The following is a 23,692-nucleotide window of genomic DNA, read 5'->3' as shown; positions in this document are numbered from 1 at the left end:
GTCTGTTACCCCGAAGAGCCCGCAATGCACGACACCAGCCTGCTTGAACTGTTCACCAACGATATCGGCACCGCCGAGCAGTTGCTTGAATTGATCGACACCGAATTCCAAGCCCTCAGTGACCGCGACCTCCCCCGCCTGCAAAGCATCCTGACGGAAAAACTGCCGCTACTAACCCTGCTCGACCAGCACGGCAAAGAGCGCAGCCAACTGCTTACCAGCCTTAACCTCAGCCCCGACCGCACCGGCCTGCAAGCGCTTGCCGCACAGTCCACCCAAGGCGAATTGCTGCTGGAGCGCGGCGATCAACTCAACGCCCTACTGGAACGCTGCCAAACGGCCAACCTGCGTAATGGCCGGCTGATTCGCTCCAGCCAGGCCTCGGCCAACAGCATGCTCGGCATTCTGCGTGGCAACGAGACGCCGAGCCTCTATGACAGCCGCGGCAGTGCCGCTAGAATCGGCCAGCAGCGCCCGCTCAGCCAGGCCTGAAACCTATAAAAGGCACAGGGGACATACTGTCATATTGCCAGTATGCTAGTGCCATAGCATTTGCTCGGAGAGTTATGGACCGTGTCCAGTCCTTTTAGCCAGGAAGATGGCCCGCAGCCACCCAAGGTGCTCAAGGCACCGGTGGAAATAGTTGCCAACCTGCGCCAACTGCAACAAAACCATGACCCGCTGATCATTACCTTCCACGAACGCAACCAACGTTTCCAGAGCTACGTGATCGAGGTTGATCGCGACAAAAACCTGTTGATTCTTGATGAGCTGGTGCCAAACGATGGCGAGCGCTACCTGGCCAATGGCGAGGCGTTCAATGTCGAAGCCTTCCATGAAGGTGTACGCGTAGCCTGGAAAAGCGAACAGAACGTGCGCATCACCGAGCATGAAGGCGCGCGCTGCTACTTCAGCCCGATGCCGCTTGAGGTGACCTATCACCAACGGCGCAGTGCCTTCCGCGCCCCGCTCAAGCAGACCGAGCTGATCAAGATCGAATTGGCCGGCGACAAACTGCGCACGGCCATACCTGGGCATTTGCTGGACATATCGGCAACCGGCTGCAAATTGCGCTTTCCCGGCAATATCAGCAGCAGCCTGCAAGCCGGCCAGGTATACGAGCGCTTTACCGCGAAGTTTCCTTTCGGCGCCATGACCACCGCCATTGAGATGCGTCATGTGCAGTACGAGGAGAAGGTCGATACCACCTTCGTCGGCGCACGCTTCCACCGCATCAACGGCCAGGAGCAGCGCCTGGTCGAACGTTTCGTCTACCAGTTGCAGCGTGAAGCGCGCCGCTTTGAAAGTGACGGACTGTTCTAGATCAGGATATTCAACGCCGCCAGGCGTGATAGATCCTCAGGCCGATCGACATCCCACAACGCAGGCAGCAGCGCCGGACACCAGTCCAGTTGCTGCAGGCGTTGCAGTGTCATATCGAAGACCCGCTCAGTGCCCCACGGCATATCGCTGAACAAGGCGGCGTCCACGCGGCGTAACCCCAGCAGCACATAACCACCATCCTCTGCCGGGCCGATCACCACGGGCTGTTCCTGCAACGCATGGCATGCGGCCTGCAAATAAGCACCGTCGAGCGCCGGGCAGTCATTGCCGATCAGGATCACCGCATCGCTTTCCGCTAGCCCCAGGGTAGCAATACGGCGCATGCGCTCACCCAGATCGCCCGCTGGCTGCTCGACCAGTGTCCAGCCAAGGCGTTGCGCCAGCTGCTGCAAATCAGCACCGGGCAAATCATCCAGCCACAGAAAGCGCCCATTAATGCCATGGGCAGGCAACTGCAAGGCGCGCTCCAGCAGCAACTGCTGCAAATCACAGGCGCCCTGAGCACCCAAGGCTGGGATCAGACGCGTTTTTACCCGCCCGGCAACAGGTGCTCGCGCGAGCATATGCAATGAAATCGACAGGTTCATAGCAGCGACCCTCGACGGTACTGACGCGCCAGTTTTTCCGGACTGGCACCACAGTAATAGGCCAGTCGCAGGCACCACATCAGCACCACGGTACGCCAGATTCCGTGCTGCTCCCAGCGCCGGCTGGAGGTCGATAATGGCGGGCGCAGACAACGCGGCCGAGCCAGCGCCTTAAGCCGCCGGCACAGCTGCAAATCCTCCATCAGCGGAATCGGCGCGTAACCGCCCAAGGCCTCGAACCGCTGCCGCGTGACAAAAATCCCCTGATCACCCGAGGCAATACCGCTAAGGCGCGAACGCAGGCAGATCATCGCGCCAATCACTCGGAATGCCAGGCCTGGCCCAGATAGGCGCACATCAAAACGTCCCCACAGCGGTCGCTCGCTCAACGCCTGCTGCAGACTGCTGAGGGACTCGATACTGATCCGCGTATCGGCATGCACAAACCACAGGTACTCGCCACGGGCCACCGCCGCACCCGCGTTCATCTGCAATGCACGGCCAGGGGCCGTTCTCAGCAACTGATCAACCCGCCCCAGCGCCAGCTCGCAGGTGCTATCACTGCTGCCGCCATCGACCAGGATCAACTCGGCACCGGCGGCGCGCAAATTCGCCAGATCATCCAACAAGCCAGGCAACGCCTGGGCCTCATTGCGCACCGGGATTACCACGCTAAGCAGCGGCGTCATCCGCGCGTCTCTGTTTGAGTGGGCGGCTCCCCTGCTGGTTCGCCACCAGGCTCTTGCACTGCGCTGCTGTCATGCATCTGCTCATGCACCACCTGCTCATCGACACGCGGGTCGAGTGCCGCGGTCAGCGGCGAGCTGGTGGTGCTGTCGGGCATGGGAATGTGGTGCAGCGGCGCATCATCGACCTGATGCAGGTGAGTGACACGCTCTGGCCGGATACGCAGCACCAGAATCAAGGCGCAGGCGCAGACGAAGGCATACAGCATGTTGGCGCCGAGAAAGCGCATCAGCACACCGGCCAACAACGGCCCGATACTGGCGCCGACGCCGAAGGTCACCAGCAGCATGGCCGTCAGCGATACCCGTCGCTCGGCCTCAACATGGTCATTGGCCAGTGCCACTGCCAGCGGGTAGAGGCTAAATTGCAACGCGCATACCGCAAAGCCGCCGGCAAACAACAGCGGCAAGCTGGCTTGCGGCAGAATCGCCAGGGGTAGCGCTGCCAGCGCCAGCAAAGCGGCGCAACCACGAATCAGTTGCACGCGGTCATGCCGATCAGACAACCAGCCCAACGGCCACTGCACCACCAAGCCGGCGATAATGCAGCAACCCATAAACAAACCAATCTGCTCGGTGGACAAGCCCATGCGCGTGCCATACAGCGGTGCCAGGCCGTAGAACGAACCGATAAGCAGCCCTGCCACGACGATAGTGGTCAGCGACAACGGCACGCGGTCGATAAAAAAGCGCATTTCCAGCGGCGCTGGATGCAAGGGCGCGGGATGCAGTTTGCGGGTCAAGGCCACCGGTACCAGGCACAGGGCAAAGCACAGCGCCACCAGCATCAGCAGCTCAAGACCGAGCGTCGGATGCACCACCAAGACCAGCTGACCGAGAATCAAACCGAGGTAAGAAGCCCCCATATAGCCGGCGAACACCTGGCCACGTTGGCTGGTTTCAGCCTGCTCATTGAGCCAGCTTTCAATCACCATGTACTGGCACATCATGCCCAGGCCAACCAACATCCGCAGCAGCAACCAGCTGGGCAGCCAATCGCTCAAGCCATGCCCAAGCACCGCAGCGGTGACCACCCCGGCGCAGGCGACATAAGCGCGGATATGGCCGACCCGAGCAATCAATCGATGACCAATCTTGCCGCCCAGCACCAAGCCCAGGTAATTGGCCGCCATCAGCGCGCCGACCCACAGCCCATCAGCCGTTTGCGCCAGCCGCAACGCCAGGTAAGTGCTCAACAAACCCGAGCCCAACAGCATCAACAGGGTGGCGAAATACAGCGAACTGAATGACTTGAGGATCACAGACATGGGGCGGCGCATGGCTCCATAAAGGCCGCCGAACGCATGCTCGGCGGTAAGGTTTTTAGAGCCTGTTTACGATCTCGCGAGCTAGAGCCCTGCAAGGCAAAAATAGGGGAGGAAGCGGAGTGTACTTTTGTACATGAGCATTCCGAGCCGGTTTTTAACGCAGCAGGGCCGACGCGCAGCAGATCGTAGGCAGGTTCTTAGGCGTGGGCCGCCAACACGCGACGTTCCCACGGGGTAATTTCGTCAAAGAAGCTGGTGAGCTCCAACGTCTTGCTGGCAATGTAGCCTTCGATGAACTCTTTGCCGAACAGTTCCAGCGCCAACGTACTGCGCTTGAGACGCTCAATCGCGGCATGCATGGTACAGGGTAGCGCCAATTCATCCGGCACTTCGAACTCACCCTGGATCGGCGCGCTGGGCTGCAGTTGCTGCTCAATCCCATACAGACCTGCCGCAAGGCTGGCGGCCAACGCCAGATAAGGGTTGGCATCGGCGCCAGGCAGGCGATTTTCCACCCGTCGCGCAACCGGCGCACTGGCCGGAATACGCAGGCCAGCGGCGCGGTTATCCTCCGACCAGCAAGCATTGTTCGGCGACGCATAAGGATGGCAAAGGCGCTGGTAGGAATTCACATGCGGGGCAAATAGCAGGGTGAAGTCGGCCATGGCCGCCTGCTGCCCGGCGATAAATTGGTAAAACGCTGGCGTTGCCTGACCATCGGCCGCGCTGAAGATATTCTGCCCACTGCCCTGCTCCACCACGCTTTGATGAATATGCATGGAGCTACCCGGCGTATGCGCCAATGGTTTGGCCATGCACACCACAGTAAGGCCATGCTTGAGCGCGACTTCCTTGAGCAGGTGTTTAAACAGAAAGGTCTGATCCGCCAGCAGCAGCGGATCACCGTGCAGCAGGTTGATTTCGAACTGGCTGACGCCCATTTCGTGCATAAAGGTATCGCGCGGCAAGCCCAGGGCCGCCATGCACTGATAAACCTCTTGGAAGAACGGGCGCAGGCCGTTGTTGGAACTCACGCTAAAGGCCGAACCACCGTCTTCACGCCGGCCATCCAGGCCCAGCGGCGGCTGAAACGGCTGCAGAGGATCGGCATTACGGGCAAACACAAAAAACTCCAGCTCGGTCGCCACCACCGGCTGCCAGCCATGGCGGGCGTAACGCGCAAGAACCTGTTTAAGCAGGCCGCGGGTCGACAACCCGGAGCTGCGTCCGTCGAACTCATCGGCATCACAGATGGCTAGCGCGCGCGGCGTTTCACTCCAGGGCAGGCGATGAATCTGCGTAGGCTCGGCATTTAAGGCCAGGTCACCGTCATCACTGCCGTAATAACACGGTGCCGGATAGCCACCCATGATGCATTGCAGCAACACCCCGCGCGCCAACTGCAAGCGCCGCCCCTCGAGAAACCCCTCAGCCGTCATCACCTTGCCGCGCGGCACGCCATTGAGATCGGGCGTCACGCATTCGATTTCATCAACACCACGCAGCAGTTCAGCCAGGGCGGTGCGGTCGAGGGTACTCATTTGCTGTTGTCCTTATTGATGCAAGAGGCCGTAGTCGAACGGCGAGGCGTACAAAATACGCACCAGCCGTTCGATATTTCAAGCAAAGCCACATCTGACACTTAACGTACAGGCTATAGCGTTAAATACATCGATAAATTAGATATTAATGATCATGCACACTCGCTCCAAAAACCATCTTTAAAGTGTCAGAAAATTATAATAACTACATGATTTATAAATAATTAATCCGACTATCGATAGCGTCGATGATTACCATGCCCAGCCTGCACTTCTTCATCAAATTTTCATCCGTATCATTGGCTCCGTACTCACTTACTACCCGCCCTTACGAGGAGCCTGAACATGAAAAAGCAAATTCTCACCGCCGTGATCCTGAGCAGCCTGTCCATCAGCGCCTTTGCCCTGCCACAGAACAACCCGCAGCCACTGCTGGGTGAAAAGCAGGACAGCAGCGTCAAAACCCTGATGGGTTTTGGTAGCAACCTGCAAACTGAAGGTGGCGCTGATCGCCTGCAAGAGCGTCTGCGTGTAGCCGAAGACGGTGCCGACCGCACTGGCGCGAACCGTGTCGCTGAAGGTGGTGCTGAACGTACACCCGGCCTGCGCTTTAGCTGATCACAGCTAATAGGCAATACAAAAAGGTGCTTTTTCGAGCACCTTTTTTGTTTATTGCGCAGGCGATTCCAACTGCGCCAAGCGCTCTTCCAGCGCGGCGATGCGCGCCTCCAGAGCCTCCAGGCGCTCATCCTGCTGACCACCCGCCGTTGCGCGCTGCGGCTCACTGGCCCTGGCCGCCAATGCCGCCTGCAAATCCGCCGGGTCACCCAGCAGGTGCATATAACGGTCTTCACGCTGTCCGGACTGACGTGGCAACAGGCAAGCCAGTTCGCGGCTGATCAGCCGCTCAAGGTGATGCTGCACCTGCTCGGCATCATCAAAATCATGCATGCGGCTGCTGCGAGTCAGCAGTTCGTTGATGGTCTGCGGGCCACGCAGCAGCAATAGGCCCAACAACACCACCTGCGCCGCCACCAGCTCCAGCGCTTTGTCGGCACGGTGCTCCCAGCGATCCGCTCGGCTGCCCATCACCAGGCGCGCCATTTCGCGCCCTTCCAGGCTACGCAGGGCCTGACCAACCTGGCCGGCGGTCAGATTCAGCACCGGCTCGCGGCTGGTTTTCTGATTGCAGGCCAGCACCAGCGCATTCAGCGTCAGGGGATAAGCTTCCGGGGTGGTCAGCTGCTTTTCAATCAGGCAACCCAGCACCCGCGCCTCGATAATCGTCAGGATTTCAATCGTCGGTGCGCTCGTATCTTCGTTGGACATAACCACCTCATGGCCTCGCAAAGGCCCTAGCCTAGCCCGCCTGACGGTCGGTTGATAGGCATAAGCGCCGCAGGGCGGGGCTCGCACTGCGCCAGCGCGTAACAGCGGGTCACTGTGGTAGAGTCGCGCGCTATTTTTCAGCGTGGCCTTGTTTCATCCCCCGCGAAAAGCCTCATAACGCGCACTGCAGCCATGCATCCAGCCCCGGCGCCCCGAGCCCGGCAGGCAATAGGAAGAGATCGCAGGCCTGCCCGCCAAGTAGAGATGCATGTCATGACCACTGCCCAACACCCGCTTGTCCAACTGTTCAACCGCACCAGCCTGGTGCTGCAAATTGCCATCGGCCTGGTGGCCGGTATTGCCCTGGCGCTGTTTCTGCCTGAAGCCGCGGCGAGCGTCAGCTTCCTCGGCACGGTGTTTGTATCGGCGCTGAAGGCCGTGGCACCGGTGCTGGTATTCGTACTGGTGGCGGCGTCGATTGCCAACCATCAGCAAGGCCAGCAGACCCATATCAAACCGATTCTGCTGCTGTACCTGATCGGCACCTTTAGCGCGGCGCTGATCGCGGTGGCCGCCAGCTTTGCCTTCCCGTCCAGCCTGACCCTGGTGAGCAACAGCGCCGAGCTGTCGCCACCCGGCGGCATCAGCGAAGTGCTGAAAACCCTGCTGCTGAATGTGGTGGATAACCCGGTCAATGCCCTGCTCAAAGGCAACTTTATCGGCATCCTGGCCTGGGCCATCGCCCTAGGCTTTGCCTTTCGCCACGCCAGCCCGAGCAGCAAGCAAATGCTCGCCGACCTCTCTGGCGCAGTCACCAGCATCGTCAAACTGGTAATCCGCCTGGCGCCACTGGGGGTTTTCGGCCTAGTTGCGGCCACCCTGGCCGAGTCGGGCATGTCAGCCCTGCTCGATTACCTGCACCTGTTGCTGGTACTGGTGGGTTGCATGCTGTTTGTCGCCCTGGTGAGCAACCCGGCGATTGTCTACTTCAAGACCCGCCGCAACCCCTATCCGCTGGTGCTGACCTGCCTGCGCGAAAGTGGCCTGACGGCGTTCTTTACCCGTAGTTCGGCGGCCAATATCCCGGTCAACCTGCAGCTCTGCCAACGCCTGGGCCTGCATGAGGAAACCTACTCGGTGTCGATCCCACTGGGCGCGACCATCAACATGGCTGGCGCGGCGATCACCATCACCGTGCTGACCCTGGCCGCCGTGCACACCCTGGGCATCGCCGTCGATCTGCCGACAGCCTTGCTGCTCAGCCTGCTCGCCTCGATCAGCGCCTGCGGCGCGTCGGGCGTGGCCGGTGGCTCGCTGCTGCTAATTCCGCTGGCGTGCAGCCTGTTCGGCATTCCCAATGATGTGGCCATGCAGGTGGTAGCCGTCGGCTTTATCATCGGCATCGTCCAGGACTCTGCGGAAACCGCGCTGAACTCCTCCACCGACGTGCTGTTCACCGCAGCCGCCTGCCAGGCCGAACAACGCGCCTAAGCACCTGCCGAAACACGAAAAGGCTTACCCCATGGGTAAGCCTTTTTTATGCACGCCACTTCTGGCAGCAACCTGCGGATCAGCACTCCAGGCTGTTTTTTATGACTCAACCGATAAACGTCACATGCACGGCGTTTGAATAGCCCAACGATTCCGGTAGGCTTTGCCGCTTATTTATAAGGAGTAACTCCCATGGCCCGCGCCACTGCCCGTCACATCCTGGTTGCCAGCGAAGACAAGTGCAACGAACTGAAAGCCGCAATCGAAGGCGGTGCCGACTTCGCCCAGGTCGCCAAAGACAACTCCAGCTGCCCGTCCAGCCGCAGCGGCGGTGACCTTGGCTCGTTCGGCCCAGGCCAGATGGTCAAGGAATTCGACACCGTAGTATTCAGCGCCCCGATCAACGTGGTGCAAGGCCCGGTGAAGACCCAGTTCGGTTATCACCTGCTGGAAGTGACCAGCCGCCAGGACTGATCCTGCCTGTTCGCTGGGCCGCCCGGCCCGGCGAATCCCTTCGTTGCGCACTGCACCGCCAGGTACAGCGCCTCTGACCAACAAGCGCAAACCTCGGGCAATAGCCAGGTATACTCGCCGGCCTTTTCTTCTCGCACCCGCGGACCTTGCCATGACCCAGACTCCAGCAGCTGAACCCACCCTCACCGTTCAGCCTGCAGACAGCGCCGCACCGTCCGCTAGCGAGAACACCGCAACTAGCTCATCTAAAACCGCCGGCTTTGCCTCACTGTTCGGTGCAGCCAAGGCTGCTTCAGGCAAACAGGACGACCAGCCCTGGCACCAGAAAGGCAACAAGTCGAGCCACGAAAAGAAGATTGGCCCAGCGCCAAGCGGTACCCGCCGCGCCATGGGCAAACGCTAAAAACCTGCTTACGATCTGCTGCGCGTCGGCCCTGCAGCGTTAAAAACAGACTCAGAATGCTCATGTACAAAAGTACACTCCGCTTCCTCGCCTGTTTTTGCCTTGCAGGACTCTAGCTCGCAAGCTCGTAAACAGGTTTTATACGGTCTAGGCCCAGCGCGCCCGCAAACGCTCCTGCAACCAGCCGCCGCAAAAATTCAGCAGCAAGCCGAGCATCACCAGCAGCGCACCGACTAACTGCAGGCTGCTCAGGCGCTCATCGAGCAGCAATGCCGATGAGGTCAAACCGACTACTGGCACCAGCAGCGAGAACGGCGCTACCTGGCTGGCCGGGTAACGCGACAGCAAGCGACTCCACAGGCCATAGCCGAGGATGGTCGCGCCGAATGCTAGGTAGACCAGCACCAGCAGCGTATCCAGGCTGAAACCGCGTAGCGCCGACTCGATCACCTCGGGGCCTTCCAGCAGCCAGGACAGCGCAAAAAACGGCAGCGGCGGCACCAGGCTGCCCCACACCACCAAGCCCACCAGATTCACCTTACCCAGCTTGCGCGTGACGATATTGCCCAGCGCCCACATGGCGGCAGCGCACAAGGTCAGCAGAAAACCGGCCAGGGTCATCAGGCCATTACCCTGCGCGCCAATCAGCAGCAAACCACCGGCCGCCACCAGCAGCCCGAACAGGTTGGCCAAGCGAAAACGCTCACCCAGCAACAGCACGGCAAACAGCAGGGTAAACATCGCCTGCGATTGCAGCACCAGCGACGCCAGACCGGCCGGCATGCCGACGGACATGGCGGAGAAGAGAAAGGCGAACTGCCCCAGCGAAATGGTCAAGCCATAGGCCAGCAGCCAGCGCAGCGGAATCTGCGGACGCTTGATAAACAGCACCGCAGGAAAAGCTGCCAGCAGAAAACGCAACGCCCCCAAAAGCATCGGCGGCATCTCGTGCAGGCCGATCTTGATCACCACAAAGTTCATGCCCCAGACGATGATTACCACCAGGGCCAGCAGTAAATCCTTGGGTTGCATGGGCGCTCCAGATTAATCAATCAACGCCTATTAAAGCGGCCAGCCGCGCCATAACGCCCATACAGAAACCCGGCAAATAAGCCGTACAGCGCATCACTGATCGGCAGATTGCAGTGCCACAGGTGCCGCAAACGTCTCGAAGGGCTAGAATCGCAGCCCTTAGAATTTGTTTCGGATCTCGCGCCGCGCGAGCGAGGCCATTTTTATCGCGGTAGCGCCGACACGCAGCAGATCCGAGATACACCCATTAACCCGCAACGACGAGATACCCCATGGGCGCCCAGTGGAAAGCCAAACCTAAAGAAGCCGCCGCCAACGCCAGAGGCAAGATCTTCGGCCGGCTGGTCAAGGAAATCATGATCTCCGCCCGCAACGGCGCCGATCCGGACCTGAACCCCAAGCTGCGCCTGGCGATCCATCAGGCGAAAAAAGCCTCGATGCCCAAGGAAACCCTCGACAGGGCGATCAAGAAAGGTGCCGGCCTTTTGGGTGACACCGTGACCTTCCACTCCGCCACCTATGAGGGTTTCGCCCCGCATCAGGTGCCGGTGATCATCGAGTGCCTGACCGACAACATCAACCGCACCGTAGCCGAAGTCCGCGTGCTGTTCCGCAAGGGCCAGATGGGCGCCTCCGGCTCGGTAACCTGGGATTTCGACCATGTGGGCATGATCGAGGCCAGCACTGAGAACGGCGCTGACCCGGAAATGGCCGCCATCGAAGCCGGCGCTCAGGATTTCGAGCCCGCCGAAGACGGCAACACCCTGTTTATCACCGAACCAACTGACCTGGATGCCGTGTGCCGCGCGCTGCCGGAGCAGGGTTTCAACGTCAACTCGGCGAAGATCGGCTATATCCCGAAAAACCCAGTGAGCAGCCTGACAGCAGAACAACTCGAAGAAGTCGAAGCCTTCCTCGAGGCGCTCGACGCTCACGATGACGTGCAGAACGTCTATGTCGGGCTTTCCGGCTAAACAGAGGCTGACCAGGCCCGCCGCGCAGGATGCGCCGCGGGCCCACGAGCGGCACAGATTAATGTGCGCAGTTCGTCGTACTGGCAGATTGACCACTCCACGCATCGCGCAAAGCGAGTAGAATCGCCGCCCGCCGCGCCACCAGCGCCCGGCGTGTACACAAGGACGTTGTCACACAGGAGTTTTACCGTGCACAAGTTTCTGATTCTGGCCGCCTGCCTGCTGCTCGGCGCCTGCGCCAGCAACCCGCAAACGACCTACCAGCAAGAGGTCAAGGCGGGCAAAACGCCAATGGCCAAGAGCGCCCTGGAAGCCATCCACAACACCCAGGCCATCCCGCTGCCGCTCAATCCTGGCCTGCTGGCGCCGCAATGGCCGATCAGCGCCGATGAGCCGCGCCTGGATTTCGGCAGTTCGATCTCCAACTACCGGATCTTTTCCCTGCAGCTGAAAAAAGGCGAGCGCTACACCCTAAACGTGCACTCGCTGTGCAACGAACCGTGCATGGGTGTCAGCAAATACGCCCTGAAGCCGCGCGCCATGCTGCTGGATGCTTACGGCGCAGTGATTGCCGACAAGCCTTCGCACGCCGAAGCCGTGGTCGGCCAGATCAGCCTGAGCTGGGATGGTGAAGCCGCAGAAGATGGCACCTATTACCTGTTGGTGGCCGCCGACAACGACGACATCGGCCAGACCATCGTGATCGACGATGTCTGGGTCAATAACTCGCCGCTGATGGCGGTCAAGGTTGACATGCAAAGCTCGCCGTTCGGCAAGATCAGCGCATTCTCCAGCACCCGCACCAAGTGATTGCTCAACACCCTCGATAACTCAACAACCCGCTTCCCTCGACACCCCCGGCACCCTATATCAAGGTGCCGGGGGTGTCGTATCTCCGTGCAACACCTGATCAAGGATGAGCCATGAAAACTCTGCATTACCTTGTAGCCGCACTGTTCAGCCTGAGCCTGACCGGCTGTGTATCTTTCACCCCGGCCGGCCCGATTGGCGACCCTAAACAGCGCGCCAGTTACACCCAGCCCCGCGCAGTCATGGTCGATGACGTGCAGATCTCCGACAGCAAGGTCAACGAAAACCTGCGCAAGACCTTGAGCAGCCAGTTCACCGAACAGCTGAGTAACCGTATCGAACGCGGGGAGTACTTCGCGAAAGTCATCAGCTTCCCGGCTACCCTCGGCGAGCAGGATGTAACGCTCAAGCTCAACCTCAATTCGCTCAAAGGTAAGCGCACACCTCATCCGGCTTATTTCCCCGGCGCCCTGCTGACACTGACCATGTGGATCTGGGTCAATGGCCCCATCTATGTCGACAAATATGACCTGGCCGGTGAGCTGTCGATTACCGATGCCCAGGGCAAACTTCTCGCCAGCAGTCGCCAGCAGGTCAAGCTCAACCAGAACACCGGCCTCTGGGACAACGACTACTTCAACATGTCGCTCGGCTCAGACCAGCTCAACCAACTGGTAGAACAACTGCTGCAAGACAGCACCCGTCAACTCGCTCGCCCCTAACAAGGACGTTACACATGAAAGCATTGTTTGCAGCTCTACTCGCCACTGCCCTCCTCTCACTAACGGGCTGCCTGTCCTACTCGCACAAGGATCTGGCCCAAGTTGAGCAGTGGCCACTGACAGCGACCGAGCAACCTACGCAATCGGCCTACCTCAAGGTTGATAGCCAATACCTGTTCAATGACCAAACCCGCGCCGGCGGTTTCAACCAGGCAAACCTGGAGAAACTGATCGTCAAGCAGTATCAGGACAGCAAGCGTTTCAGCAACGTCACCACGGCCAAGCAGAACTCCGACCTGTATGTAAGTGTGCGCGTCAGCAATCATGAGCGCGGCAGTATTGCCAGCGCAGTCATCACGGGCGCCACACTGTTTGTCATACCCGGCAAGTTCAGCAATGAGCTGAGTATGGAAACCACCTTCAAGGACGCTTCCGGCAAGGTGTTGGGACGTATAGCGAAGAGCGAAACCATCACCACCTGGATGCAGCTGCTGCTGATATTCGCTCTACCTTTCAACGAGTCGGTCGACCCAATCCTCGACCAGCTGACCCAGAGCAGCCTGGAAGAAGCCGCACGACAGAAGTTGATCTAGTCACACAACACCGGGAACCACGACCGCAATGGTCGTGGCTCTAAACAGCTCACCCACCCACTTATTGATCCACCGCAAGACGCTCTACGCCCAGCGCCTTAGCCTATATCGATGACTTCCACTGCCATCGACGAGGTTTCCATGAGCATCACCTCTGCCAGCATCTGCGCGGCGGCCGACCAGCTGCAGGGTTTTGTCGGCTTCAATGCCAAAACCGGGCGCTATATCGTGCGTTTCTCCGAAGACTCCTTCGGCCTCGACGTGCTGGAAAAAAGCATCACGCCTACGTGCGAATTTGTCTGGCGCGCCTTTGACGGCGAGCTGATGAACCTCGACCGCGCACGCCTGCAACTGCTGCTGGAACAGAACATCGATGACCGCCTGGCCATCAGCGAACCGCTGCGGGTCTATGTGCGCCGCAGTGATATGCCGGAAATCAGCGCCGAGCGCCGACGCCTTAACGCCTGAGTGATTAACGGGTTTACACGCCCGTGGCCGAATAGGCCCCGGCTTGTTCACTTACGCCCTCACAGCCGCCGCCCGCAGCAGACTAAGCTCGATTGGCCGAATTCATTCGCCCAGGAGCCTGCCGATGTTCGATGTGCTGATCAAGAACGCGCTGTTTTTCGATGGCAGCGGCGCGCCTGGGGTGTTGCGCCACCTCGGCATCCGCGACGGCAAGCTCGCCTGCATCAGTGCCAGCGCCCTGGATGAAAACGCCTGTGGCCAGGTGATCGATGCGCAAAATCGCTGGGTGACGCCCGGTTTTATCGACATGCACACCCACTACGACGCCGAACTGGTGGCCGCCCCTGCGCTCAAGGAGTCGGTACGCCATGGCGTGACCACGGTAATGATCGGCAGCTGCTCGATCAGCATGGTGCTGTCCAGCCCCGAGGATTGCTCTGATCTGTTCACCCGCGTCGAATCGGTGCCGCGTGAACATGTGCTGCCGCTGCTGCAGGCACGCAAGACCTGGAACAGCGCCAGCGAATTTGCCGCCTTTCTCGATCAGCATCCGCTGGGGCCGAATATTTGCTCGTTCCTCGGCCACTCCGATTTGCGCGTCGCCGTGCTCGGCCTTGCGCGCGCGGTGGACGCCCAGGTGCGCCCCAGCGAAAGCGAGCTGCAACAGATGGAGCGCCTGCTGGAAGATGCGTTGGACGCTGGCCTGCTCGGCCTGTCGAGCATGACCAACCCATGGGACAAGCTCGATGGCGACCGCCAGCGCTCGAAATCCCTGCCCTCGGTGTATGCGCCCTGGGCCGAGTACGCGCGACTGAACAAGATTCTGCGCCGGCGCGGGCGTATTCATCAGGGCGCGCCGAACCTGGTGACCAAGCTCAATGTGCTGGCCTTTCTCTGGGACAGCATCGGCGGCGGGTGGCGCAAACCGCTGAAGACCACCCTGATCACCCTGATGGATGTCAAAGCCGACCCTTGGCTGGCGCCGGTACTCGGCCCGCTGACGCGCTGGATCAATCGCCTGACCCATGCCGACTTCCGTTGGCAAACTCTGCCGGTGCCGTTTGAAACCTATGCCGACGGCATGGAGTTCGTGGTCTTCGAGGAATTTCCCGCCGGCCAGGCCGCCCTGCACCTGGCCAACCACGACATGCGCAGCCAGCTGTTTCAGGACCCGGCCTACCGCCTGCGCTTTCGCCAGGACGTCGAGAAGAAATTCGGTCCACGGGTATGGCACCGCGACTTCGACGACGCCTGGATTGTTGATTGCCCGGACGCCAGCGTGGTCGGCAAAAGCGTCGGCGAACTGGCCAAAGCGCGCGACGAACACCCCGCCGATCTATTCCTCGACCTGCTGGTGGCCCACGGCCCACGCCTGCGCTGGCGCACCCTGATTGCCAACCATCGCCCCGAGGTGGTGGAAAAGCTGGTGTGCGAACCGAGCACCCTGATCGGCTTTGCCGACTCCGGCGCACATATCCGCAATATGGCCTTCTACAACTTCGGCGTGCGCCTGCTCAAACTGGTGCGCGACGCCGAGTTACGCGGCCAACCGGTAATGCCGATGGAAACCGCGATCTGGCGCCTGACTGGCGAGCTGGGCGAGTGGTTTGATATTGACGCTGGCAGGCTGTATGAGGGCGCGCGCGCCGATCTGGTGGTCATCGACCCCAGCGCACTGGATGAATCCCTGGCCAGTTACCAGGAGGCAGCGATGGAGGCCTTCGGCGGCCTGCAGCGCATGGTCAACCGTGGCGCGGCGGTGGATGCCGTGCTGATCAACGGGCGCATCGCCTTTCAGCACGGCGAGTTTGCCAGCGACCTGGGGCATGCGCGCGGCTACGGGCAGTTTCTCCGCAGCAACGCCTAGCTCAGTTGCAGGGCATGCGACCTACGGCATAACGGCGGCGCGCCAGGCTGGCATAATGCGCGCCGCACAGCCCGGCAACGTAACGCCGGGCCGGTATTGAAAGGACTCTAACCGAAATGCCCCGCACACTTTGGCAGGCGGCCTGGCGCTGGCTTTGCGGCCTGCTGCTAGTGAGCCTGCTAACCCCACCACTGCAGGCCGATGACAGCGGCACCCTGCGCTACCCACGCAGGGCCGATGGCGATGAATTTCGCTCCCTCTATGCCCTGGCGCAGCTGCAACTGGCACTGGATAAAGCCGGCAGCCCGCTGCGCCTGGAGCCTTCGCACTACAGCATGGAGCAGGAACGCGCCCTGGTTAACCTGGAGCACAACGATCGCCTCGACGTGGCCTGGAGCATGACCAGCATCGAGCGCGAACAGCGCCTGCTGCCGGTGCGTATTCCACTGGACAAGGGCCTGTTCGGCTGGCGCATTGCTCTGCTGCCCAAAAGCCGCGCGCAGCTACTCAAGAATGTGCGCACCCTTGATGACCTGCGCCAGTTTTCCGCAGGCCAGGGCCACGACTGGCCTGACAGCGCAATCCTTCGCAGCCATGGTTTGCCGGTCAAGGTTTCATCCAATTACGGCAGTCTGTTTCGCATGCTGCAGGCGCAGCGCTTCGACTACTTTCCGCGTTCGGTGATCGAAATCTGGGACGAACTGGAACACCCGCGTGCAAGACAACTGATCGTTGATCCGCATGTACTGCTGCACTACCCCACGGCGCTGTATTTCTTCTTCTCGCGCAAACGCCCGGAATTAGCAGAAACCGTGCGCATAGGCATGGAGAAGGCGATTGCCGATGGCTCCTTCGAGCGGCTGTTCCAGCAGCACTTCGCCGCCAGCCTGCAACGTGCGCAACTCGACCAGCGTCAGCTGATTGAGCTGCATAACCCGCTGCTGCCCAGCGCCACGCCCTTGCAGCGGCGCGAGCTGTGGTTCACGGCGCCATCGGTACGCTAGGCGCAGGCTGCGCCAGAGTAGTTTGCACAAGCTGGCGGCTGTGTGCGCCGAAGCGCTTGAACAGCTCCACCAGCATCTGCTCCAGCAGCGGATCGGCTTGCGCCTGGGCCAGCTGATTACCACCGCTAAAACCTGGAGCCGCTGAAGGCTTGCGCGCCAGCCACTGGCCAATCAACTCATCAAAGGCATCGGCACTGGCATAGGACTCGGCCGCCACCACCTGCTGCGCGTAATCCACCGAATAGGCCGGGTAACTGTCCTGCGGGTTCTGGGTATAGGCCTGCAACAGGGGCGAGGCCGCCTGTTCGTCCATCAGCTGCTGCATACGCTCCAGCTGATATTCCTCGATGGCCGTGTGCCGATCCGCCACGCGGGCAATCGCTGCCAGACGATCGTCGGGATAACCAGCGGCGCCTTTGAGCGCGATAAGCATCAGTTCGGCCGTGGCAAAGCCCGGCACAGTCTTGGCGTGGTAGGGCTGGGTCAGGTCCTGCATGTAGTGCAGCGCCCAGCCGAGAAAACGATAGCCCCAGTAGTCATGCCCGCTTTCCAGAGCCAGCCGGGCCAAGCCGGTGTACTGGTAGATGCGCCAATGCGGCAGGGTGCGGCGCAGATAGGGCGCGGCCTGCAACACCAGCGCCGGCTCGTGGTAATAGCCGATATGGAATGGCGCTTGGGAGGAATACTCGAAGCGTGCATCGCCAAAGGGTTGCACGCCAAAGTTGTACTGCCCGCCGACTTCGCCTGGGTTGTCGCTGAACAGGTTGATGTCGTGGCCATAATCCGGCTCATCGGCGGCACTGCTGAGCACCTGCACCGCACTCACCGCCTCACCCGGCTGCAGGGCCAGATAACGCCAGTGGCTCCAGGGGCCGATCTTGCGAAACACCAACACCTGCTCGGCATCCAGACGCGCCCGACCTTCATCGGCCTGCCCCGGCAGTTGCTGCACGAAACCGGCCAGGCGAATCTGCGGATTGACCCGCAGCGCCTGCAGAAACGCACCGCGTCTGTCAGCCGCAGTTGTGGTCGCAGCGCTGAAACGCAAGGCATCCGGACGCACTGGGTAATCCGCAAAATGCGCGCGGGCAAAGGTTTCCTGCTGATCCAGCAGCTGCTCGATGGCCGGAGCCTGAGCCTCGAGAAAAGCCTCCAGCGGCTCATAGGTCAAGGTGCGCTGCAGCTCGGGCACGGCCTGCAACGCCAGCTGGCTACCCAGCGAGTGATTGGACCAGGCCAGCGCGCTTAACGGCTGGCACGCCAGGCAACAGGCAGATAGCAACAGGAGCAATGGTTTCACGGAGACTCCGACAACAGATGGCAGTGCAAAGAGGCGTAGCCTAACGCCAAAGCCGCCATCTGGCACTGTCGTAACAAGTCAGCGTATTCACCAATCGAGCAGCGCGCCGCACACCCAACCAGGCTGGGTTAAAAGACAAAAACTGCAGCGGCCACCAATAGCCCCGTCACCAGCAGCAACCCCAATGCCAGCAAAGCTTTGTTCAGGCTGCCTGGCACACTGGCGGGCGCCGCCGCAGCGCGCATCGGATTGGCTTGCGCAGTCGTGCGCAGCGGGTTGGCCTGGCTGCTCGGCGAGCTGGACAGCGCCGCTGGCTTGAGCGGCTTGGGCAGGTCCACGGCGCGCATAAACAGCGTGGCATCTTCATCCTCAGTCGGCGCCACGGTGCTTTTCGGACCGATCACCAGCAAGCTGACCGAGCCCATCTTCAGCTGGTCGCCCGGCTGCAGCACTGCAGTGCTGACCTTCTGCTGGTTGATCAGCAGGCCATTGGCCGAGGCCAGGTCCTTGACCTCCAGCACGTCATCCTTGAGGTAGAACTCGCAGTGCCGACGCGACAACTCCTGATCGCTGAAGCACAGCTCGCACTTCACCGAGCGACCAAAGGTCATGGAGCCGTTGATATGAAATTTCTTGCCTTCGTGCTCGCCCTGAATCACCTGCAGATACCAGCGTGCGGCGTGCTCGGCCTTGGTCTTGCTGCGCGCCGGATCGACCAGCAGCAGCTCCACCGAACCCAGGCGCACACGGTCGTCGGCGCGCAGCTGGAAGCGCGTATTGATCCGCTCGTCATTGACGAACGAGCCGCCTGGGCTGCCGACATCGGTCAGGTAGTAGAAGCCATGGTCCTGGCGGATTTCCGCATGAAACGGGCCGATGCTCGGGTCTACCAGCACCAGGCTATTGCGGCTGTCCTGGCCGATGGTGAAACGCTCGTCGACCAGCCAGATCGGCGCCTGACGATTATCACTGAAGTGAATTTTGAGCATCTGCGCACTCCGCCAACATCCGTTAAACAGCCACCAGTAACTCGCCGCACCTTGCCATCAACAGCCGGCACCATGGGCAAGGCGCGCATGCTGCCTGCCAATCAGGCCAGTAGCAATACGCCAGCACCTCGACTTAATCAAATAGGTTGTTCCACAGCCGCTTGACCGGGTTAACCGGTGCTGGCTGCTCAGCAGCTGCCGGCCGGCGCCGAGGCGTTTGGGCCAGGCGCACACGCTGCTCGTGGCCATCGAGCAACTGCAGCAATTGCTCGTTGGCCGGTTCCACTTCCAGGCCCTGCTGCACCAGCGCCAAGGCCAGAGCAAACTCGCGGCGCTTGTAGGCGGCTTCGCTTTGCTCGATATAGCGCTGCGCCACCCGGTTGATCCCGGCCAGCGCCAGCAGGTTGTCCGGCTCCCAGGCCAGTACCTGGCGAAAGTAGTGAGTGGCGCTGTCATCTTCAGGCAACAGTAACTGCTGATCGGCCAGGCGCTGCTCGGCCAGTTGCAGGTACTGATTGATCCGCGCCTGCAGCACACGCGCCAGGCCATCCAGAGCCTGGGGGTTGTCCGCATCCAGCGCCAGTACCTGGCGGAACAGGTAGTCGGCGTTGTCCTGCGCGGGCTCCAACAGGCTACCGTTTTGCAGGCGCAGTTCGGCCCGCGCCAGGTAGTCGCTGATCTGTTTTTGCTGATACAGGTAATAACCGCCGCCGGCGCCGGCCAGCAACACGATGCCGGCGAGCAGCCAGACCCACAACGCACTGCGCGCAGTTTTGCCTCTGGCCGGTTTGCTCAGGCTCAGCGCCGGGGCGATGCGCGTGCTGTCCGGGTCATCGCGGGTCAGTTCATCGAGGCTGGCTAGCAGTACCTTGCAGTCGGCAAAACGCTCATCCGGGTCTTTCGCCAGCATGCGCTCGAGCAACCACTGGTAGTTCTGCACATGCGCCGGCAGCTGCGGCACGTCCATCTGCAGGTGGTTCATCACGGTCTGGGTGTAGTTGGCGGCGCGGTAGGGATTACTGCCAGTGAGCATCTCCAGCAGGATCACCCCCAGGCTGTAGATATCACTGCGCGCATCCAGCGCCTGGCACTGCGCCTGCTCAGGGCTGCTGTAGGACGGGCTGCCGACGGCGATGCCGAACTGGGTCAGGTCATGGTCCAACTCGACTTCCTTGGCCACACCGAAATCGGTGATTACCGCTGTGCCGTCGCTGCGAAAGAGGATGTTGGCTGGTTTGATATCGCGGTGTACCAGGCCTTTGTCATGCACCACGGCCAGACCGCTGGCCACCTGCTGAACGATCCGCAGCGCACGCGGCAGGTCGAACACCTCGCCTTTGTGCTGCGCCAGATCACCGCCGGGGACGAATTCCATGGTCAGGTAGTGGCGCCCATCGGCGAGCTGGTCAATGTCATAGATGGTGATGATCGAGGGGTGGTGCAGGGACGCCACGATGTGGCCTTCCTTGAGAAAGCGCTGGCTGAACGCCTGATCATCCGCGCTCAGCAGTACCTTGATCGCCACCTTGCGCTGCAGCGACGCCTGGGTGGCCAGGTACACCTCGGCCATGCCGCCTTTACCCAGGCGGCCATGCACCTGATAACCGGGGATCTCGAGCAATTGTTCAGTCATGGGAGTCAGTGCACACCGGCAGGTTAGGGCTTGCGAGAGGTAAACAGACGACTGAGCAAACCGCGCGGTTTGGCCGGGGCGCTGGGCACAGCCGCATCACGGCCGAGCACGATACAGGAGATATTATCCTTGCCACCCATTTCGTTGGCCTGCGCCAGCAGCTGGTCCACCAGTTCATCGAGGGTCTGGGCGCTGCTACACAGCTGCTGGATCTGCGCGTCTTCAAGCTCGCCAGTCAGGCCGTCGCTGCACAGCAGCAGCAACTCATGCTCACCTAGCGAGCCGTGCTGCAAACCCACCTGCAACGGCTGATCATCGCGGCCCAGGCACTGCAGAATGACATTGCGCTGCGGATGGCTACGCGCCACCTCGGCGCTCATCTGCCCGGCATCGATCATCGTCTGCACCCAGCTGTGGTCATGAGTCAGGCGCTCGATATGCCCGGCGCTGACCCGGTAAGCGCGGCTGTCGCCGACCCAGGCAATGCTGAACGCAGCGCCAGCAAAGCGCACCGCCACCAGGGTCGTGCCCATGCCGCGCTGCTCATCGGCACACGCCACGCTGAGAATCTCCCGATTGGCCGCATGCACCGCCTCGAGCAATTCATGACCGTCGGCGCAAGCCGCCTGCAAGGTCTGCAGCGCCAGGGCACTGGCCACTTCGCCGCATTGATGGCCGCCCATGCCGTCGGCAATCGCCCACAGATTCAGCTGCGGGCAGCACAACAGGGCATCTTCATTATGCCCACGCACCCGCCCAGGCACGCTCTGGCCGGCATAAATCAGCGCTTGTTCCATCAACGTCTCAACCTAGGGGTTCAACAGTCACACAGCAGCCCGGCTGCGCGCGGCGTAATAAACCCATGATGCGGCGGCAAACTCAGGCTGTCACCGCCAGCCGCCGATTTTGCCGGTGAACTGTTAACCAGTCGAACCCAGGCTTGCATCCAAACACCCGGATAACGCCTCAGCTATTCGCCCAGCATGGGCGTAGACTCGAAATACCAGCCTCGCCTCACCGCGAGAGGGTGGCCCGCTCCAGAACATTCAACCACGACATTGTCAGAGGTGAAGATCATGAGCAAAGGTATGGATTCAAAGAAACAAGTGAAGAAAAAGCCGCTGAAAACCGCCAGCGAAAAGCGCCTGGACAAGAAAGACAAGCAAGGTGCGAAAACCCTGCTTGGCAGCCACGCCGCCAACGTCTGAGGCACCGCCTGAGGCATGCATCGCGCTTGCGCTCAGGCATCCACTCACCGTCGCAACAGTACCTGCAATGCACTACCGCCTACTCCCCGCCCCGCTCAAACCACGTGCCGACAAGTTCTACCGCAGCCAACGCTCAGCCATGCGCGCTGCGGCGGGTGCAGAGCTATGGGTGGCAGAAGACCGAGAAATCGTCGCCGCACTTTGCCTGCACAAAATCGCACACGGCCATTGGCTAACCAGCCTGCTGGTCGATAACACGCGGCGTGAGCAAGGCATCGCGCGCCAGTTGATCGAAACCGCGCTGGCCGATTGCCCTACACCGGTCTGGCTGTTCTGCCATCCACAGCTAAGCGATTTCTACCTGCGCCTGGGCTTTGCCCCCTGCACCGACCTGCCTCAGCCGTTGGCTGAACGCCTGAGCCGCTATCAGCGCAACAAAAGTCTGCTGGCATGTTCCCGCACATCTTGCGCAGGCCTTACGGCACAAGGGCTGGAACCTTAGTACCAGGTCAAACGAACACCATTCGGCAGATAGCACCTCATACTGGCACTTTGCTCAATTTTACTATTGCCATCGCCAGGGCAAGCTCTGCATGCTTAGCTCATAACAACGACAACAATGGCCTTTACCTATGCGCATATCGCGGTTGCTCAGGCGCCTGCGTAACGACTTCCAGTTGTCCATCATTACCTTGATGGGCCTGTTTGGCGTGATTGGCATTACCCCTTATGCCGTCTACCGGCTAGCCACCGGTAACTACCTGGTAGGCTCCGCCGACACCGTAATTGTGGTTTCCACCGTGCTCGCGGTGCTTTACGCCTGGCGCACCGGTGACACCATCAAACCTGGTATTTACCTGGCCAGCATCTTCTCTGCCGGCGCAACGCTGATCGCCATCAACCTGGGCGTCAACGGCCTGTTCTGGATCTACCCGCTGATCCTCTTCAACTTCTATATGGTGTCGCCCACCAAGGCCTTGATTGCCACCACTCTGGTGCTCACCACCCTGGTCGGTTACGGCCAGCTGAACCCGGGGGCGGTGTTTGAAAGCGACTACCAGATGGTTTCATTTCTGGTCACCAGCATGATGGCCAGCATCCTCAGTTTCGTCTTTGCCTACCGCACCAGCAGCCAGCGCGACCAGCTGCAACAACTGGCCATCCATGACCCGCTGACCGGTGCCCGCAACCGCCGGGCAATGAATGAAGAGCTGAAGATCGCCGCCTCCATCTACCGCCGCCATGGCAACAGCTACGGCGTGCTGGTGATGGACCTCGATCATTTCAAACGGATCAACGACAACCATGGCCACCAGGCCGGCGACCAGGTGCTGGTGGACTTTGTTGAACTGATCAAAAGTTCCTCGCGCAAGGAAGACCGGCTGTTCCGCTTCGGTGGCGAAGAGTTCCTCCTCCTGCTACCCAACACTGAGCGCGCTGGTCTGCTGGCGGCCGCGCAACACCTGCAGCAGCAAGTGGCGCAGCACCTGCGTGGGCCTGGCGGGGCGGTGACCATGTCGGTCGGCGGGGCCATCCTGCGCCGCGACGAACATTGGGAAAGCATGCTGCAGCGCGCCGACGAACGCCTGTATCGCGCCAAGAATGCCGGGCGTGACTGTATCGTTATTGATGACGGCGTCGATAAAACCAGCAGCCTGCCTATCGCCTGAGCCTAGGGTCTGTTGCCGTTTCGTCGCGAACCGCGTTGCTGCGAAAAATCTCGCCAGGCTAGGCGGAGGACGCAGGTAATGGTTGTTCCCTTGCCAAGTCCTCCAACACCGCATGGCGAGATTTTGCGCGCAACCCGAAGGGCCGGGCCTGTTTTAGCGCGATACTGCGTTTCTCGACACTCATTTGGAACAACCAAACTTCGTGTCTCGTGCCTTGCCTCGCGCTAACACAGGCTCCG

General features: G+C 60.7%; 25 protein-coding genes. 15 read left to right on the top strand and 10 right to left on the bottom strand.

All coding sequences use genetic code 11. From position 1 onward, the window contains the following. Positions 1-24 precede the first annotated feature (24 nt). Both Q8M42_RS17465 and Q8M42_RS17460 read left to right on the top strand, forming a co-directional pair. A complete protein-coding gene (locus Q8M42_RS17465; RefSeq protein WP_304870555.1) occupies positions 25-492 on the top strand; it encodes a flagella synthesis protein FlgN in 468 nt (155 codons plus the stop codon). 81 nt (positions 493-573) lie between these two features. Then, the gene (locus tag Q8M42_RS17460) at positions 574-1,323 is read left to right on the top strand and encodes a flagellar brake protein (protein WP_304870557.1); all 750 of its coding nucleotides are present in this window, start codon (positions 574-576) and stop codon (positions 1,321-1,323) included. Here the strand turns inward: Q8M42_RS17460 and Q8M42_RS17455 are convergent. From Q8M42_RS17455 to Q8M42_RS17440, 4 genes are all read right to left on the bottom strand, one after another. Continuing rightward, complete coding sequence (locus tag Q8M42_RS17455) at positions 1,320-1,931, bottom strand: TIGR04282 family arsenosugar biosynthesis glycosyltransferase (protein ID WP_304870559.1); 612 nt, start codon at positions 1,929-1,931, stop codon at positions 1,320-1,322. The genes Q8M42_RS17460 and Q8M42_RS17455 overlap by 4 nt on opposite strands. Next, positions 1,928-2,620 carry a TIGR04283 family arsenosugar biosynthesis glycosyltransferase gene (locus Q8M42_RS17450; RefSeq protein WP_304870561.1) on the bottom strand — a complete coding sequence of 231 codons (693 nt, stop codon included), beginning with the start codon at positions 2,618-2,620 and terminating at the stop codon, positions 1,928-1,930. The genes Q8M42_RS17455 and Q8M42_RS17450 overlap by 4 nt, the downstream gene beginning before the upstream one ends. Then, positions 2,617-3,945 carry an MFS transporter gene (locus tag Q8M42_RS17445; protein ID WP_304870562.1) on the bottom strand — a complete coding sequence of 443 codons (1,329 nt, stop codon included), beginning with the start codon at positions 3,943-3,945 and terminating at the stop codon, positions 2,617-2,619. Before Q8M42_RS17445 ends, Q8M42_RS17450 begins: the two co-directional genes overlap by 4 nt. A 197-nt stretch (positions 3,946-4,142) precedes the next feature. Further along, entirely contained in the window at positions 4,143-5,384 is a 1,242-nt protein-coding gene (locus Q8M42_RS17440; protein ID WP_304870611.1) for a glutamine synthetase family protein, read from the bottom strand. Positions 5,385-5,831: 447 nt separating this feature from the next. On the opposite strand from Q8M42_RS17440, the gene Q8M42_RS17435 reads away from it, so the two are divergent. Continuing rightward, a complete protein-coding gene (locus Q8M42_RS17435; protein ID WP_304870563.1) occupies positions 5,832-6,104 on the top strand; it encodes a hypothetical protein in 273 nt (90 codons plus the stop codon). A 51-nt stretch (positions 6,105-6,155) separates the two neighbouring features. On the opposite strand, the gene Q8M42_RS17430 is transcribed toward Q8M42_RS17435, so the two are convergent. Further along, positions 6,156-6,815 (bottom strand): YceH family protein, encoded by a 660-nt coding sequence (locus tag Q8M42_RS17430; protein ID WP_304870564.1) that lies wholly within the window; start codon positions 6,813-6,815, stop codon positions 6,156-6,158. A gap of 273 nt (positions 6,816-7,088) precedes the next feature. Here Q8M42_RS17430 and sstT point away from each other — a divergent pair, with 273 nt between their 5' ends. The 3 genes from sstT to Q8M42_RS17415 all read left to right on the top strand — a co-directional run bounded on the left by sstT (position 7,089) and on the right by Q8M42_RS17415 (position 9,183). After that, complete coding sequence (sstT, locus tag Q8M42_RS17425) at positions 7,089-8,306, top strand: serine/threonine transporter SstT (RefSeq protein ID WP_304870566.1); 1,218 nt, start codon at positions 7,089-7,091, stop codon at positions 8,304-8,306. A 192-nt stretch (positions 8,307-8,498) separates the two neighbouring features. Further along, positions 8,499-8,780: a peptidylprolyl isomerase gene (locus Q8M42_RS17420; protein WP_090248458.1), complete on the top strand. Its 282-nt coding sequence runs from the start codon at positions 8,499-8,501 to the stop codon at positions 8,778-8,780. 151 nt (positions 8,781-8,931) lie between these two features. Further along, positions 8,932-9,183: a hypothetical protein gene (locus Q8M42_RS17415; protein WP_304870568.1), complete on the top strand. Its 252-nt coding sequence runs from the start codon at positions 8,932-8,934 to the stop codon at positions 9,181-9,183. A gap of 147 nt (positions 9,184-9,330) precedes the next feature. Here the strand turns inward: Q8M42_RS17415 and Q8M42_RS17410 are convergent, their stop codons facing one another. Continuing rightward, entirely contained in the window at positions 9,331-10,215 is an 885-nt protein-coding gene (locus tag Q8M42_RS17410) for an EamA family transporter (RefSeq protein ID WP_304870570.1), read from the bottom strand. Between the two features lie 272 nt (positions 10,216-10,487). Here Q8M42_RS17410 and Q8M42_RS17405 point away from each other — a divergent pair, with 272 nt between their 5' ends. The 7 genes from Q8M42_RS17405 (at position 10,488) to Q8M42_RS17375 (ending at position 16,653) form a co-directional block, all read left to right on the top strand. Then, entirely contained in the window at positions 10,488-11,189 is a 702-nt protein-coding gene (locus Q8M42_RS17405; RefSeq protein WP_304870571.1) for a YebC/PmpR family DNA-binding transcriptional regulator, read from the top strand. A 189-nt stretch (positions 11,190-11,378) separates the two neighbouring features. After that, positions 11,379-11,999 (top strand): hypothetical protein, encoded by a 621-nt coding sequence (locus Q8M42_RS17400; protein ID WP_304870573.1) that lies wholly within the window; start codon positions 11,379-11,381, stop codon positions 11,997-11,999. Between the two features lie 113 nt (positions 12,000-12,112). After that, complete coding sequence (locus Q8M42_RS17395) at positions 12,113-12,721, top strand: hypothetical protein (protein ID WP_304870575.1); 609 nt, start codon at positions 12,113-12,115, stop codon at positions 12,719-12,721. A 14-nt stretch (positions 12,722-12,735) separates the two neighbouring features. After that, positions 12,736-13,314 (top strand): hypothetical protein, encoded by a 579-nt coding sequence (locus tag Q8M42_RS17390; protein WP_304870577.1) that lies wholly within the window; start codon positions 12,736-12,738, stop codon positions 13,312-13,314. Between the two features lie 141 nt (positions 13,315-13,455). Then, positions 13,456-13,782 carry a DUF2025 family protein gene (locus Q8M42_RS17385; protein ID WP_304870579.1) on the top strand — a complete coding sequence of 109 codons (327 nt, stop codon included), beginning with the start codon at positions 13,456-13,458 and terminating at the stop codon, positions 13,780-13,782. A gap of 124 nt (positions 13,783-13,906) precedes the next feature. Then, positions 13,907-15,649 carry an amidohydrolase family protein gene (locus tag Q8M42_RS17380; protein WP_304870581.1) on the top strand — a complete coding sequence of 581 codons (1,743 nt, stop codon included), beginning with the start codon at positions 13,907-13,909 and terminating at the stop codon, positions 15,647-15,649. A gap of 116 nt (positions 15,650-15,765) precedes the next feature. Beyond that, positions 15,766-16,653 (top strand): hypothetical protein, encoded by an 888-nt coding sequence (locus Q8M42_RS17375; protein ID WP_304870583.1) that lies wholly within the window; start codon positions 15,766-15,768, stop codon positions 16,651-16,653. Here the strand turns inward: Q8M42_RS17375 and Q8M42_RS17370 are convergent. From Q8M42_RS17370 to Q8M42_RS17355, 4 genes are all read right to left on the bottom strand, one after another. Continuing rightward, on the bottom strand, positions 16,631-17,953 hold the full coding sequence (locus Q8M42_RS17370; protein WP_370692757.1) for a phospholipase: 1,323 nt from the start codon (positions 17,951-17,953) through the stop codon (positions 16,631-16,633). The genes Q8M42_RS17375 and Q8M42_RS17370 overlap by 23 nt on opposite strands. Before the next feature lie 128 nt (positions 17,954-18,081). After that, entirely contained in the window at positions 18,082-18,942 is an 861-nt protein-coding gene (locus Q8M42_RS17365) for an FHA domain-containing protein (protein ID WP_304870585.1), read from the bottom strand. Positions 18,943-19,075: 133 nt separating this feature from the next. Beyond that, on the bottom strand, positions 19,076-20,575 hold the full coding sequence (locus Q8M42_RS17360) for a serine/threonine-protein kinase (protein ID WP_304870587.1): 1,500 nt from the start codon (positions 20,573-20,575) through the stop codon (positions 19,076-19,078). 23 nt (positions 20,576-20,598) lie between these two features. Then, the gene (locus Q8M42_RS17355; RefSeq protein WP_304870588.1) at positions 20,599-21,372 is read right to left on the bottom strand and encodes a PP2C family serine/threonine-protein phosphatase; all 774 of its coding nucleotides are present in this window, start codon (positions 21,370-21,372) and stop codon (positions 20,599-20,601) included. 478 nt (positions 21,373-21,850) lie between these two features. On the opposite strand from Q8M42_RS17355, the gene Q8M42_RS17350 reads away from it, so the two are divergent. Together Q8M42_RS17350 and Q8M42_RS17345 are read left to right on the top strand one after the other, a co-directional pair. Then, positions 21,851-22,285, top strand: a complete 435-nt coding sequence (locus Q8M42_RS17350) for a GNAT family N-acetyltransferase (protein ID WP_304870590.1) — start codon at positions 21,851-21,853, stop codon at positions 22,283-22,285. Positions 22,286-22,415: 130 nt separating this feature from the next. Beyond that, positions 22,416-23,453 carry a GGDEF domain-containing protein gene (locus Q8M42_RS17345; protein WP_370692758.1) on the top strand — a complete coding sequence of 346 codons (1,038 nt, stop codon included), beginning with the start codon at positions 22,416-22,418 and terminating at the stop codon, positions 23,451-23,453. Positions 23,454-23,692: the final 239 nt, after the last annotated feature.

The organism is Pseudomonas sp., from assembly GCF_030684895.1.
Classification (GTDB): Bacteria; Pseudomonadota; Gammaproteobacteria; order Pseudomonadales; family Pseudomonadaceae; genus Aquipseudomonas.
This window is presented reverse-complemented; position numbering and strand designations above follow the sequence as displayed.

Coding starts and splice junctions, on each gene's coding strand:
- Q8M42_RS17350 (WP_304870590.1), top strand. CDS start 21,851: ATGCACTACCGCCTACTCCCCGCCCCGCTCAAACCACGTGCCGACAAG.
- Q8M42_RS17405 (WP_304870571.1), top strand. CDS start 10,488: ATGGGCGCCCAGTGGAAAGCCAAACCTAAAGAAGCCGCCGCCAACGCC.
- Q8M42_RS17465 (WP_304870555.1), top strand. CDS start 25: ATGCACGACACCAGCCTGCTTGAACTGTTCACCAACGATATCGGCACC.
- Q8M42_RS17435 (WP_304870563.1), top strand. CDS start 5,832: ATGAAAAAGCAAATTCTCACCGCCGTGATCCTGAGCAGCCTGTCCATC.
- sstT (WP_304870566.1), top strand. CDS start 7,089: ATGACCACTGCCCAACACCCGCTTGTCCAACTGTTCAACCGCACCAGC.
- Q8M42_RS17345 (WP_370692758.1), top strand. CDS start 22,416: ATGCGCATATCGCGGTTGCTCAGGCGCCTGCGTAACGACTTCCAGTTG.
- Q8M42_RS17420 (WP_090248458.1), top strand. CDS start 8,499: ATGGCCCGCGCCACTGCCCGTCACATCCTGGTTGCCAGCGAAGACAAG.
- Q8M42_RS17440 (WP_304870611.1), bottom strand. CDS start 5,384: ATGACGGCTGAGGGGTTTCTCGAGGGGCGGCGCTTGCAGTTGGCGCGC.
- Q8M42_RS17410 (WP_304870570.1), bottom strand. CDS start 10,215: ATGCAACCCAAGGATTTACTGCTGGCCCTGGTGGTAATCATCGTCTGG.
- Q8M42_RS17415 (WP_304870568.1), top strand. CDS start 8,932: ATGACCCAGACTCCAGCAGCTGAACCCACCCTCACCGTTCAGCCTGCA.
- Q8M42_RS17375 (WP_304870583.1), top strand. CDS start 15,766: ATGCCCCGCACACTTTGGCAGGCGGCCTGGCGCTGGCTTTGCGGCCTG.
- Q8M42_RS17385 (WP_304870579.1), top strand. CDS start 13,456: ATGAGCATCACCTCTGCCAGCATCTGCGCGGCGGCCGACCAGCTGCAG.
- Q8M42_RS17355 (WP_304870588.1), bottom strand. CDS start 21,372: ATGGAACAAGCGCTGATTTATGCCGGCCAGAGCGTGCCTGGGCGGGTG.
- Q8M42_RS17395 (WP_304870575.1), top strand. CDS start 12,113: ATGAAAACTCTGCATTACCTTGTAGCCGCACTGTTCAGCCTGAGCCTG.
- Q8M42_RS17390 (WP_304870577.1), top strand. CDS start 12,736: ATGAAAGCATTGTTTGCAGCTCTACTCGCCACTGCCCTCCTCTCACTA.
- Q8M42_RS17455 (WP_304870559.1), bottom strand. CDS start 1,931: ATGAACCTGTCGATTTCATTGCATATGCTCGCGCGAGCACCTGTTGCC.
- Q8M42_RS17380 (WP_304870581.1), top strand. CDS start 13,907: ATGTTCGATGTGCTGATCAAGAACGCGCTGTTTTTCGATGGCAGCGGC.
- Q8M42_RS17445 (WP_304870562.1), bottom strand. CDS start 3,945: ATGTCTGTGATCCTCAAGTCATTCAGTTCGCTGTATTTCGCCACCCTG.
- Q8M42_RS17430 (WP_304870564.1), bottom strand. CDS start 6,815: ATGTCCAACGAAGATACGAGCGCACCGACGATTGAAATCCTGACGATT.
- Q8M42_RS17365 (WP_304870585.1), bottom strand. CDS start 18,942: ATGCTCAAAATTCACTTCAGTGATAATCGTCAGGCGCCGATCTGGCTG.
- Q8M42_RS17450 (WP_304870561.1), bottom strand. CDS start 2,620: ATGACGCCGCTGCTTAGCGTGGTAATCCCGGTGCGCAATGAGGCCCAG.
- Q8M42_RS17360 (WP_304870587.1), bottom strand. CDS start 20,575: ATGACTGAACAATTGCTCGAGATCCCCGGTTATCAGGTGCATGGCCGC.